Annotated in this window: 10 protein-coding genes; 7 read left to right on the top strand and 3 right to left on the bottom strand. The window is 66.1% G+C overall.

All coding sequences use genetic code 11. The features are described from left to right. Nucleotides 1-9: 9 nt before the first annotated feature. Complete coding sequence (locus tag WKW80_RS09005) at nt 10-2001, top strand: D-apionate lactonase family protein (protein ID WP_340363230.1); 1992 nt, start codon at nt 10-12, stop codon at nt 1999-2001. A gap of 268 nt (nt 2002-2269) precedes the next feature. On the opposite strand, the gene WKW80_RS09000 is transcribed toward WKW80_RS09005, so the two are convergent. The 3 genes from WKW80_RS09000 to WKW80_RS08990 form a co-directional block, all read right to left on the bottom strand. After that, nucleotides 2270-3022 carry a carbonic anhydrase family protein gene (locus WKW80_RS09000; RefSeq protein ID WP_340363229.1) on the bottom strand — a complete coding sequence of 251 codons (753 nt, stop codon included), beginning with the start codon at nt 3020-3022 and terminating at the stop codon, nt 2270-2272. Between the two features lie 69 nt (nt 3023-3091). Further along, nucleotides 3092-3976: a sugar phosphate isomerase/epimerase family protein gene (locus WKW80_RS08995; RefSeq protein WP_340363228.1), complete on the bottom strand. Its 885-nt coding sequence runs from the start codon at nt 3974-3976 to the stop codon at nt 3092-3094. A gap of 365 nt (nt 3977-4341) precedes the next feature. Further along, complete coding sequence (locus WKW80_RS08990; RefSeq protein ID WP_340363227.1) at nt 4342-5853, bottom strand: FGGY-family carbohydrate kinase; 1512 nt, start codon at nt 5851-5853, stop codon at nt 4342-4344. Between the two features lie 123 nt (nt 5854-5976). Between WKW80_RS08990 and WKW80_RS08985 the strand changes: the two genes are divergently transcribed. From WKW80_RS08985 to WKW80_RS08960, 6 genes are all read left to right on the top strand, one after another. Then, nucleotides 5977-6195: a hypothetical protein gene (locus WKW80_RS08985; protein WP_340363226.1), complete on the top strand. Its 219-nt coding sequence runs from the start codon at nt 5977-5979 to the stop codon at nt 6193-6195. A gap of 93 nt (nt 6196-6288) precedes the next feature. Then, the gene (locus WKW80_RS08980; protein ID WP_340363225.1) at nt 6289-7320 is read left to right on the top strand and encodes an aldo/keto reductase; all 1032 of its coding nucleotides are present in this window, start codon (nt 6289-6291) and stop codon (nt 7318-7320) included. A 134-nt stretch (nt 7321-7454) separates the two neighbouring features. Beyond that, entirely contained in the window at nt 7455-8456 is a 1002-nt protein-coding gene (locus WKW80_RS08975) for an autoinducer 2 ABC transporter substrate-binding protein (protein ID WP_340363224.1), read from the top strand. Nucleotides 8457-8463: 7 nt separating this feature from the next. Further along, nucleotides 8464-9948: a sugar ABC transporter ATP-binding protein gene (locus WKW80_RS08970; protein ID WP_340363223.1), complete on the top strand. Its 1485-nt coding sequence runs from the start codon at nt 8464-8466 to the stop codon at nt 9946-9948. Next, entirely contained in the window at nt 9941-10939 is a 999-nt protein-coding gene (locus WKW80_RS08965) for an ABC transporter permease (RefSeq protein WP_340363222.1), read from the top strand. The genes WKW80_RS08970 and WKW80_RS08965 overlap by 8 nt, the downstream gene beginning before the upstream one ends. Next, nucleotides 10939-11928, top strand: coding sequence for an ABC transporter permease (locus tag WKW80_RS08960; RefSeq protein WP_340363221.1), 990 nt, complete (start codon nt 10939-10941; stop codon nt 11926-11928). The genes WKW80_RS08965 and WKW80_RS08960 overlap by 1 nt, the downstream gene beginning before the upstream one ends. Nucleotides 11929-12082: the final 154 nt, after the last annotated feature.

Here is a 12082-nt window from a genome sequence, read left to right as displayed (position 1 = left end):
GGCGAAGCGATGAAGTCTGGCAGTCCCTCGCGCCCGGCGCGGAGTTCCCGAGCGGTCAAGCTCTGCGGTACCGAACAACCCGACGGCGTGGGCCGCGTCCTGCGCGCCGGCCCGCTCGCGGTCGAATTGGACAACGGCAACCTGCGCTACCTCCGTGTCGCAGGCATCGAGGTATTGCGCGGCCTGGCCTTCCTGGTGCGGGACGAAAACTGGGGAACATACGTCCCGACGCTGAGCAAGCTGGTCGTCGAGCAGCGCGACGACGGCTTCAGCGTGCGCTACCGCGCGGACTGCCAGCGCGCAAGCCAATCCATCAGCTACGAGGCGCGTATCGAGGGTCGCGGCGACGGCAGCCTGTCGTTCACCGGCACAGCGACGCCGGCGACCGACTTCCTCACGGCGCGCACGGGATTTGTCGTGCTGCATCCGTTGAAGGGCGTGGCCGGGCATGCGGTGGAAGTCGAGCACACGGATGGCGTGGTCGAGACGTCGACGTTCCCCGCGCTGGTCGATCCGGTGCAGCCCTTCCTGGACCTGCGTTCGCTCACGCACGAGGTGATGCCCGGCCTGAAGGCCATCGTGCGAATGGAGGGCGATACCTTCGAGATGGAGGACCACCGCAACTGGACCGACGCCTCGTTCAAGACCTACGTGCGCCCGCTGGCGCGCCCGTGGCCCTACACGCTCAAGGCGGGAGAGGCGGTACGGCAATCGGTCAGCATGTCATTGGTGGGATCGGCTCCGCGGGAGGGCAAGGGCGGCGACGACAAGGCGGTCGAGATCGTGCTGGGCAAGGCAACGGGCCACCGCATGCCCGCGATCGGGCTCGGGATGCCGGCGCGGGAGATCGACGCGGCCATCGCCTCCCTCGACCTGCTCAAGCAAGTGGCGCCACGGCTGTTGATTTGCCAGTTCGACCGGCGCGAAGGACATGGCTACAAGCAATTGCAGGGCTATCGGCGCTTGTGCGAAGAGACCGGCGCGGAATGCGAACTGGAGGTCGTGGTCAAGAGCCTCGTGGCCTTTGACGTCGAGCTTGCCAATATTGCGTCGTGGGTACGCGATGCGGGACTCAGGCTGTCGGCGCTGGCTGTATGCCCCGTGGGCGATCTCAAGTCCGTGCTGCCCGGCGGCATTCGCCCCCCTGCGCCGCCGCTGGCGGACCTGTACCGCGCTGCGCGGGAGGCCTTTCCGGGCGTGCGTCTCGGCGGCGGCATGTTCTCGTTCTTCACGGAATTCAACCGCAAGCGACCGCCAGCCGAACTGCTGGATTTCGCGCACAACAGTACTTGCCCGATCGTGCATGCGGCCGACGACCGCTCAGTGATGGATACGCTGGATGCGCTGCCGTTCCAAGTGCAAACCGCGCGCAGTTTCATCGGCGACACTGACTACCGCATCGGCCCCAGCGCGATCGGTTGCCGTGACAACCCGCATGGCAAGACCTTCACGCCCAACCCGGACAATGAACGCCTTTGCCTGGTCAACAGCGACCCGCGGCAGCGCGGCCTGTTCGCAGCGGCATGGACGCTGGGCTATGCCGCGAGCCTGGCCGCGACGGGCGTCGAGGCCGTGTGCTTCGGTGCGCCGACCGGGCCGCTGGGCATCATCCATCGGCCCGGTGACTCGAAGCTGCCGTACTTCGATGCGTTGGGACGCAGCGCGGTCTATCCGGCGTTCCACGTCGTAGCGGGGCTGACGCGTGCCGCCGGCGCTGCATTGGTGGACGCCAGGTCTTCGAACGATGCGCGCGTTCGCTGCCTCGCCTATCGCACCGAGGGGGCGACGCTGCTGTGGCTTGCCAACATGACTGCGCGGGAGCAGTCGGTAAGCGTTGCACATCGCGGAGTCAATCCGTTCGGCATCGTGCTCGACGAGGTCAGCTTCGATCAGGCGACCACCCAGCCGGCTGTATTCGAGGCGAATGTGAAGCCGCTCGACATCCACAAGTTGTCGTTGAGCGCGTATGCCGTGGCGCTGGTCTGCATCAACGACCGTTGAAGTTCCGTTCGCGCCGCCGACGACTTGCTTGCCGGCACTGCAGCCGACGCGACGCGCACTTCGGTGTCCATGCTGCAGCACATCGATGGTTCGCTGAAGCCGGCGGCGCCCGAGGCGCTGTCTTTCGTGGTGCAGCCGTTCGACCAGAAGCCGTTCGCGGGCGCCGACTCGAGCGTGGACTCGGTCAGATGGCGGCTGTCAAGGCGATGGTCGATCGTCTCTCGGCGCCGAAGTGACGACCCGCGCGACAGCCATTGCGCGCTCGCGCTCAGCCAAGGAAAGTCACAAGGCCGTTGGACAAGTCATACATCGCCCCGGCGATCTTGATGTTGCCCTTCTTCTCCAGGTCCGCCAGGACCGGGCTGCCGCTGCGTATCGCGTCGATCGTCATCTTTACGTTCGTGCGCGCCACCATGTCGACGAACTGCGCGTTCTTGCTCGACCGCTCGCCCGTGTAGGTCGTGCCTTCGACGGCGGGCTTGATGACCTCGAGCAGGCCGGTCAGGTTGCCGAGCTCCACCTTGTCGATGGCGCCCTTGATGGCGCCGCAGGATGTGTGGCCCAGCACCAGCACGACCTTCGCGCCTTCGACGGCGCAGGCGAACTCCAGGCTGCCCATCACATCCTTGTTGGAGATGTTGCCGGCGATGCGCGCGTTGAAGGTGTCGCCGATTCCCATGTCCATGACGATCTCGGCCGGCGCGCGCGAGTCGATGCAGCTCAGAATGACCGCGGCCGGGTATTGCCCCGCGGCGCTCGACCGCTTCTGCGCGATGTAGTCGTGCGGAAGCATCTTTCCGGAGCGAAACCTGGCGTTGCCTTTTTTCATCAGGTCGATGATGCGGTCGGGCGTCAATGCATCGCGCTGCGCCTTGCTCAGCGACGCCGCTTCGGCATCGTCCGTTCGAAGCCCAAGCCCGGCGATCGCGACCGCGGTGCCGGCGCTGGCCTTGAGCCACGCCCGCCGTCCATTGCCGGCCACGTTGCGGTCTGCGCCGCAGCATTCGTTCATTGTTTTCATGGAGTCTTTCTGAAAGTTGAGGATGCAATGGGTGCGAATCACAGACAGTAAACGTGGGCCTCCTTTCAACTACACGGATGACTGCCGCGCATGCGCTTCCCGCGCCGCCTTCATCCCGTGCTCGATGAATCCCTTGGCATGCCGCGCCAGATCGGCACCGTCTTCCCACAGGTTGCGCCAGATGCCCAGGATGCCCTGCAACTGCTTGTTGACTACCGCCGACGAGAAAGACTCGAAGGTGATCGGGCCTTCGTAGCCCGCCTTGGCCAGCCCACGGAACACTCGGTCGAAGTCGATGTTGCCGGCGCCGAGGTAGCCGCGCCCCGATTCGCCGATATGGAAGTAGCCCATCATCGTGCCGGTGTCGATCAGCGCCGATTCGAGGTCGGCCTCCTCGATGTTCATGTGATAGGTGTCGAGGTGCACCCTGACGTTGGGCAGGCCCACGCGTTTCGCATACGAGACCGCCTGCGCTGCGGTGTTGAGTACGTTGCTTTCATAGCGGTTGACGACTTCCAGGCCGATCGTGATGCCGTCTTTTGCCGCGCGCTCCCCGATGCGCCGCATCACCTCGACCGAGCCCGCGATGCCCGCCTGTGTCGGCGGCTCGAAATACTTCTGGAAGGCGGAGTAGAGGATGCCGCAGACATGCGTGGCGCCGATGTCTCGCGCCACTTCGAGCACCTGCATCAGGCGTGCCTCGCCGCGCGCCTGCTTGCCGGGGTCGCCGCTCGATATGTCGGTGGAGTCATCCAGGCCGAGCGACATCGTGGTGCCGAGCCTGTAGCGGTCGAGCATCCTGCGCGTGAAGGCGCTGTCGATCGACGACGGGTCGAGTGCGGGTATCTCGATCAGGTCGAAGCCGATCTCGGCCGTCTGCGCCATCGCGCGCTCGCATTCGTCATGGCTCCAGCCGCCGACCCAGACCAGCGCATGGACTCCGAGCTTGTTCATAACGGTGTCTCCTTGGCAATGCTCACGAGGCCCCCACGCTCGGCACTTCGTGTCCTCGCTGCCCCCCGAGGGGGTGCGAGCTTGCTTGGGGCGGCCCGGCGCGGCGCTCATCGAAGCCCCCACGCTCGGCACTTCGTGTCCTCGCTGCCCCCCGAGGGGGTGCGAGCTTGCTTGGGGCGGCCCGGCGCGGCGCACATCGAGGCCCCCACGCTCGGCACTTCGTGTCCTCGCTGCCCCCCGAGGGGGTGCGAGCTTGCTTGGGGCGGCCCGGCGCGGCGCTCATCGAGGCCCCCACGCTCGGCACTTCGTGTCCTCGCTGCCCCCCGAGGGGGTGCGAGCTTGCTTGGGGCGGCCCGGCGCGGCGCTCATGCCGAACCCTGCCGGCTCGCAAGCCGGTGCACGACGCGACGCGAATCCTGGTAGAGATCAAGGTAGTCGCGATACAGCGTGTCGTAGGTTGGGCGCAGGGCGGTTGCGGGCTCGATGATGCGACCGGGCTTCACCCAGTCGGTGATCTGCTCGCGCCGCAATATGCCGGCCGCACAGCCCGCCAGGAAAGCATCGCCGTAGCACGCGCCGAGCGTGATGGTGGGAACCTCCTGCCGCAGGCCCGACACGTCGGACACGATCTGCAGCCAGGTATCGGTCTGCGCACCACCGCCGACGGCGACCACGCGCCGGGTTTGCGCGCCGAGGTGCGCCAGCGTATCGATGTTGTGACGCACGCCGCATGCAACGCCTTCGAGGATGGCGCGAAAAAGCTGGTCGCGCGTGTGCGCGAGGCTCAGGCCGGCGATCACGCCGCGCGCCTGCGGGTCGTTGAGAGGCGTGCGCTCGCCGCTGAAATAGGGCAGGAAGACCAGGCCGCCAGCACCGGGCTCCACACGCGCCGCCGCTTCGAACAGCGCCCCCGCATCGCCCTCGGGCAGGTCGCGCGCGAGCTGGTCCTGAAACCAGCGCGTGAGGCTGCCGGTGGTGCTCATGCCGGCGGCAAGGTTGAACTGTCCGGGGTATGCGCCGGCGACCGTCCACATGCGCTCGTCGGGCGTCGGTTCCGACTGCACGAGGATGAAGAAAGTCGTGCTGCCGTACATCACCATCAGATCGCCTGGGTGGACCACGCCGACGCTGATCGCCTCGCTCAGCGCATCGACCGCGCCGACGGCCACCGGCGTGCCGACCGCGAGGCCGGTCGCCTGCGCCGCGGCTTGCGTGACGGTGCCCGCGATATCGTCGCTCCATCCCGGCGCGGGCAGCATCGAGGCGGGCGCGACGTGATGCGCATGGCGCTCGTCCCATTCGCCGGTGCGCGGGTCGTACAGCGGCATGAAATGGCTGGCGGTGTGGCGATCGATGCGGTGTTCGCCGGTCAGGCGCCAGACCAGGTAGGCGCTGGCGGTGGTGAGCCGATGCGTCCGGCGCCACACATCGGGCTCGTGCTTGCGCAGCCAGCGGATCTTCGGGCCGATGGCCTGGCTGGTCAGGCTCATCAGCGAGAACTGCCGGACCTGCTCGCGGCCGATCAGCGCGTCGAGCTCCGCGATCTCATCGGTCGCGCGAACGTCCACGCCGTAGAGGATGCCCGGGCGAAGCGGCTGCCCGGCCGCGTCCAGCGGCAGGAGGCACGGACCGATGGCACTCACGGCCACGGCTGCGACGTCGTTGCGGCCATAGGGCGCCCCATCGAGCAACTGCCGGCACAACGCACAGACGTCGTGCCACCAGATGCCGTCGGCATCCTGCTCGACATGGCCCGGCGCCGGTGTGGAAATGCCGTGCGGCAGGACCGCCGCGCGCAACACCTCACCCGCCGGCGTGACCAGCGCGGCCTTGCTGCTGAAGGTGCCGACGTCGATGCCGAGCAGGTGTGAGCCCATGGAGGCTGCGTTTCTACAGGGTCGTGACGTTCTGCACAACTGTCCGTGTGAATTGCGGCAGGCAGGTTCGTTCTTGATTCAAGCGCACAGGGCGGCAAGTGCTGCCCGGCGAAGGAGGCGATCATGCAGCGTTCTTGTCCCATGCAGCCTGCGGCAGCATTCGAGATCCGGTTCGAATCGCTGGTGCACGGAGGCGTGGCCATGACCTTTCCCTGCGACAGCGAGGGTCAGGTCGATCTCGATGCCATGAGCGAGCGGACGAGGAACGACTACTTCTTTGCCCGCGGGATGATCGGGCGCCAGTACGCGATGCCGCAGGTCGTGCGGCGGGAGTTGCACTGACGAATTGATGAAACGGGATGCTGCGCGCTATGCTCGCGCCGGGTGGCCACCGGCCCATGGCGCCGGCAAGCGACATCCGCACAGGAGACATCGATGAAGTCACGCAACTTCCAGACGCGCAACGGCACGAACCTGGCGTTCTCCGCCATCGGCCTCGGCACCGCGCCCATGGGCGACCTCTACGAACTGCTCGATGAGAAGACATCGATCGCCACGATCGAGCAGGCGTATGCCAGCGGCGTGCGCGTGTTCGATACCTCGCCGCACTACGGCAACGGGCTTGCCGAATCGCGCGTCGGTGCGGGGCTGCGCCGTGCCGGGCGGGACGGCCTCATCGTCTCGACCAAGATCGGCCGCGTGATGGACCCCTTCACGAGGCCGCCGCCGAAGAACCCCGACGTGTTCTCGCCGGGCTTTGCCGGTGGTTATCCGCATGCGCCGCGCTTCGACTATTCGTATGACGGCGCAATGCGCTCGGTCGAGCATTCGCTGCTTCGCATGGGCCTCGACCGGATCGACGTCCTCCTGATCCATGACTGCGACGTCTGGACGCACGGCAGGGCGGATGCGCCGGTGCGTTTCGAGGAGGCGATGGACGGTGCCTACAAGGCGCTCGACAAGCTGCGCAGCGAGAAGACGGTCGCCGCCATCGGCTTCGGCATCAACGAGGCCGACACCTGCGTGAAGTTCGCCAAGGCCGGCGACTTCGACGTGGCGATGATGGCCGGCCGCTATTCGCTGCTGATCCAGAACGGCCTGGCGGAATTCCTGCCGCTGGCGCTGGAGAAGAAGATGGGCGTGATGCTGGCGGGCGTGTTCAACTCCGGCATCCTGGCGACCGGCGCGCGGCCGGGCGCCAAGTTCGAATACGGGCCGGCGCCCGAGGACATCATGGAGCGCGTGCGCAAGATCGAGGCGATCTGCGCCCGGCATGGCACGTCGATCCGGCGCGCCGCCCTTCAGTTCGCGATGGCGCATCCGGCGGTCGTGTCGGTAGTGCTTGGCGGCGTCAAGCCGGAGGAGGTCGAGGCGAATGCCGCCGATGCCGGCAAGACAGTGCCTGCTGCGCTGTGGAGCGACCTGAAGTCAGCCGGCTTGCTGGACCCCGCCGCGCCCACCGCCTGATCCTCCCGTCTTCATGCCGTGAGGACCCCGTTGTCAACAGTCGGCGGCGGTACTAGCATCAGTTCAGCTTTCGCGTTCTACCCTGGGAGGACAAACATAGCCCGTCAAGGCGCGGGACAACATGGAGACAACCAGTGAACAGACGCAAGACTCTCAAGACCTTGGGAAGCGCGGCCATGGCTGGCGCAACCGGCCTGACCAGCCGCCTCGCGTTCGCGGCGAACCCGTCGATGGTGACCGTGGTCAAGATCGCCGGCATTCCATGGTTCAACGCCGTGGAAAAGGGCATCCAGAAAGGCGCCAAGGATTTCAGCATCGACGCCACCATGGTCGGCCCGGCCAACGTCGATCCCGCGCAGCAGGTCAAGCTGCTCGAAGACCAGATTGCCAAGAAGGTGACCGTGATCGGCCTGGTGCCGCTCGACGTGAAGGTCTGCGAGCCGGTGCTCAAGCGTGCACAGGCCGCGGGCATCAAGGTCATCACGCACGAAGGGCCGGAACAGGAAGGGCGCGACTGGAACGTCGAGCTGATCGACTCGGTGCGCTTCGGCGAGGTGCAGATGCAGCGCATCGCCAAGGACATGGGGGAATCGGGCGACTATGTCGTCTACGTCGGCACGCTGACCACGCCGCTGCACAACAAGTGGGCTGACGCGGCCATCGCCTATCAGAAGAAGAACTATCCGAAGATGAAGCTCGTGGCCGACCGCTATCCCGGTGCCGACGAGATCGACACCTCGTACAAGACCACGCTCGACGTGATCAAGGCGTATCCGAACCTCAAGGGCATCCTCGCCTTCGGATCCAACGGGCCGATCGGTGCGGGCAATGCGGTGCGCGAGAAGCGGCTCGGCAAGAAGATCGCCGTCGTCGGCACGGTGCTGCCTTCGCAGGCCAAGGACCTGATCGCCGACGGCATCATCCGCGAAGGCTTCCTCTGGAACCCGACCGATGCCGGCTACGCGATGGTCGCGGTCGCGCGGCTGATGCTCGACGGCAAGCCGATCACGGACGGCGTCGAAATCCCGGGCCTGGGCAAGGCGGCGGTCGACGTGCCCGGCAAGCTGATCAAGGTCGACAAGATCATGCGTATCAACAACGAGACGATCGCAGGCTTGATCGCTGGCGGGCTTTGAGGCTCGGTTGGCCAACTTTCTTGATCTGCAGGCGATCTCCAAGCACTTCGGCGGCGTCGTTGCGCTACACGACGTCGACCTGTCGTTGCCGGGCGGCGAGGTGCATTGCCTGGTCGGCGAAAACGGATCGGGCAAGTCGACGCTGATCAAGATCATCTCGGGCGTGCTGGCGCCCGAGCCCGGTGGGCGCATCGTGATCGAGGGGCGGGAGTATCCGCACCTGAATCCCGTGCAGTCCACCGCCTGCGGCATCCAGGTGATCTACCAGGATCTCTCGCTGTTTCCGAACCTCACGGTGGCGGAGAACATCTCGATCGCGAGCCATCTCGGCGCGCCGCAGGTGGTGAACTGGAAGAAATTGCGCACGACGGCCGAGGCCGCGATGGCGCGCATCGGTGCGTCGCTCGACCTGGATGCGCGCGTCGAGGATCTCTCGATCGCAAATCGGCAACTCGTCGCCATCTGCCGCGCGATGGCGGCCGACGCCAGGCTCGTGGTCATGGACGAGCCGACCGCGTCGCTCTCGCGCCACGAGGTCGACGGATTGATTCGCCTGGTCGCCGACCTGAAGCGCGCCGGCATCTGCATCGTGTTCGTCTCGCATCGCCTTGACGAGGTCATGGAAATTGCCGAGCGTGTGACGGTGCTGCGCGACGGCGCGAAGGTGGGCGAGTTTCCGGCGCGCGACATGGACGACAAGAAGCTCGCCACGCTGATGACCGGCAAGTCCTTCGCATACAAGACGTCGCTGGCCGATTCCACGAATTCGCAGCTTGTGCTGTCGGTGAGCCATCTGTCGCGCACCGGGCAGTACGAGGACATCAGCCTCGACATCCGCGCGGGCGAGATCGTCGGCCTGACGGGATTGCTCGGGTCTGGCCGCACCGAGTTCGCGCTGTCGCTGTTCGGCATGAACACGCCGACTTCGGGGGAGATTCGCCTGAATGGCAAGCCGCTCGCGCTCAAGACGAACGCACAGGCCATCGAGGAGGGCATCGCGTACGTGTCCGAAGACCGGCTCAACCTGGGGCTGGTGCTGGAGCAGCCGATCTCCTCCAACATCCTGGTGACGGTGCTCGACAAGCTGACCAACGGCCTGGGCCTGGTGCCGGAGGCCACGCGGCAGCGCACCGCCCGGCACTGGATCAGCGAACTCGCCATCAAGGCGCCGGACCCCGACAACGCCGTGCGCACCTTGTCCGGCGGCAACCAGCAGCGCGTGGTGCTTTCGAAGTGGATGGCGACGCAGCCCAAGCTGTTGATCCTCGACAGCCCGACCGTGGGCGTCGACATCGCGGCCAAGGACGGCATCTACGAAGTGGTGCGCGCGCTGGCGGCGAAGGGCGTTGCCATCCTGCTGATCTCGGACGAGATTCCCGAGGTGTTCTATCACTCGCACCGGGTGCTGGTGATGCGTGGCGGGCGGCTCGTCGGCGAGCGCGTGCCGCACGCGTCGTCGGAGGAGGAACTGCAGGCGATGGTCGATGCCTAGCACGTCCGCGATCCAGCGATTCCGGCGCAGCCACGAGTTCTGGCTGCTGGCGGTCATTCTGGCGCTGTCGCTCGCGCTCTCGCTGGCGACCGACAGCTTCCTGACAGTCCAGAACCTCTACGACCTGCTGACGTCGAATGCCTTCATCGGCATCCTGGCCTCGGGGTTGCTGGTGGTGTTGATCTCCGGCGGCATCGACATCTCGTTCACGGCCACGGCATCGATCGCGCAGTACATCGCGCTGACGATCGGCATCAGGCACGGGCTCGGCTGGCTTGCGTTGTTCGGCATTGCCGCGGCGGTGGGCGTGGTCTGCGGCGTGATCAACGCTGTGTTCATCACCAAGCTGCGCATCTCGTCGATCATCGTGTCGATCGCCACGCTCAACATCTTCTACGGCCTGCTGATCTTTTCCACCGGTGGCAGGTACATCACTTCGCTTCCCAAGTTCTTCCGCGACGGCATCTGGTGGTTCGAGCAGGAAGACGCCAGCGGCGTGCCCTATGCGCTGAACCTGCAGATCATCGTGCTGGTGCTGTCTTTCGCGATGGCCTGGCTGCTGCTGAACCGGACCAACATCGGGCGGCAGATCTATGCGATGGGTGGCAACAAGGATGCGGCGCAGCGACTGGGTTTCCACGTGTTCCGGCTCAACGTGCTGGTGTATGGCTACCTCGGCTTCGTCGCGGGCGTGGCCTCGCTGGTGCAGGCGCAACTCGCGCAGTCGGTGACGCCGACGGTGCTGGTGGGCAAGGAACTGGATGTGCTCGCGGCCGTGGTGCTTGGCGGCGCGAGCCTGACCGGCGGCGTGGGCACGGTGTTCGGCGCGATCCTCGGCGTCGCGCTGCTGGCGATCCTGCAGAACGGGCTGGTGCTGATCGGCGTGTCCTCTTACTGGAACCAGTGGTTCGTCGGGCTGACCATCCTGGTGGCGGTGTCGATGACGGCCTGGTCGGAGCGCCGGCGCCGCGCGGCAAAGGCGATCAACTGATGGTCGTGCTGCCACGCTTCCTGCGCGGCGGCACGGTGCCGATGCTTTCGCTCGTGCTGGTGGCGCTGTTCGCGGTATTCGGCCTGTTGCTCGGCGAGCGCTTTTTCAGCGTCGGCTCGCTGCAATCGATGGCGTTCCAGTTGCCGGAGCTGGGCATCCTCTCGCTCGCGATGATGGTTGCCTTGCTGTCAGGCGGGCTGAACCTCTCGATCATCGCGACGGCCAATCTCTGCGCGCTGACGATGGCCTGGATATTGACGACCCATGTGCCCGGCGCCGAGGGCTTCATGTGGGTCGGATGGCAGGCCGTCGCGATCCTTGCGGGCGTCGGCGTGGCGCTGGTGGTGGGCCTCATCAACGGCTTCGTGATCGCGTACCTCGGCGTGTCGCCGATTCTCGCCACGCTCGGCACGATGACGATGTGCAAGGGCCTGTCGATCGGGCTGACGCGGGGCAATGTGATCTCGGGCTTTCCGGAGCCGATCGTGTTTCTCGGCAATGGCACGCTGGCGGGCGTGCCGGTGGCACTGCTCATCTTTGCCGCATTGTGCGTGCCGATGGCCGTGCTGCTCGGCAAGAGCCCGTTCGGCCACAAGATCTACATGCTCGGATCGAGCGAGAGGGCCACGCGCTACTCCGGCGTCGACACCCGGCGCGTGCTGCTGGGCGTGTACGTGCTGTCGAGTCTGCTCGCGGTCGTGGCAGCGCTGGTGATGATGGCGCGCTTCAACTCGGCCAACGCGGCCTACGGCGAGAGCTACCTGCTGGTGACCATCCTTGCCGCCGTGCTCGGCGGGGTCGATCCGTTCGGCGGCTTCGGCAAGGTCGGCGGGCTGGTGATGGCGCTGATCCTGCTGCAGGTGATCTCGTCTGCCTTCAACCTGCTCGACTTCAGCCCGTTCCTGACGCTGGCGATCTGGGGCGCGCTGATCATTGTCGTGACGGCGCTTGGCGTGGTGCTCGAGGGCTTCGGCGGCGCGAAGCGGTGAACGGCGTCTGAATGCGCATCGGCGTTCGGCAGGTTTCCAGATGTTGCGTTGCCCGGTGGCAATGGACAGTGCGATCAGTCGCTGTCTTACACCGAAGGTTGATGCGAGGTAGCAGCTTGAGTGGCAAAATTTCACTGCGATTGCTCGACGAGCA

The sequence above is a fragment of the Variovorax humicola genome, assembly GCF_037889915.1.
In the GTDB taxonomy this organism is placed as follows: Bacteria; Pseudomonadota; Gammaproteobacteria; order Burkholderiales; family Burkholderiaceae_C; genus Variovorax; species Variovorax humicola.
The sequence above is the reverse complement of the archived record's forward strand: the minus strand, read 5'-3'. Positions and strand labels throughout refer to the sequence as shown.

Excerpts from the sequence above, each read along its gene's own strand:
- WKW80_RS09005 (WP_340363230.1), top strand. The coding sequence starts at position 10 with ATGAAGTCTGGCAGTCCCTCGCGCCCGGCGCGGAGTTCCCGAGCGGTC.
- WKW80_RS09000 (WP_340363229.1), bottom strand. The coding sequence starts at position 3,022 with ATGAAAACAATGAACGAATGCTGCGGCGCAGACCGCAACGTGGCCGGC.
- WKW80_RS08995 (WP_340363228.1), bottom strand. The coding sequence starts at position 3,976 with ATGAACAAGCTCGGAGTCCATGCGCTGGTCTGGGTCGGCGGCTGGAGC.
- WKW80_RS08990 (WP_340363227.1), bottom strand. The coding sequence starts at position 5,853 with ATGGGCTCACACCTGCTCGGCATCGACGTCGGCACCTTCAGCAGCAAG.
- WKW80_RS08985 (WP_340363226.1), top strand. The coding sequence starts at position 5,977 with ATGCAGCGTTCTTGTCCCATGCAGCCTGCGGCAGCATTCGAGATCCGG.
- WKW80_RS08980 (WP_340363225.1), top strand. The coding sequence starts at position 6,289 with ATGAAGTCACGCAACTTCCAGACGCGCAACGGCACGAACCTGGCGTTC.
- WKW80_RS08965 (WP_340363222.1), top strand. The coding sequence starts at position 9,941 with ATGCCTAGCACGTCCGCGATCCAGCGATTCCGGCGCAGCCACGAGTTC.
- WKW80_RS08960 (WP_340363221.1), top strand. The coding sequence starts at position 10,939 with ATGGTCGTGCTGCCACGCTTCCTGCGCGGCGGCACGGTGCCGATGCTT.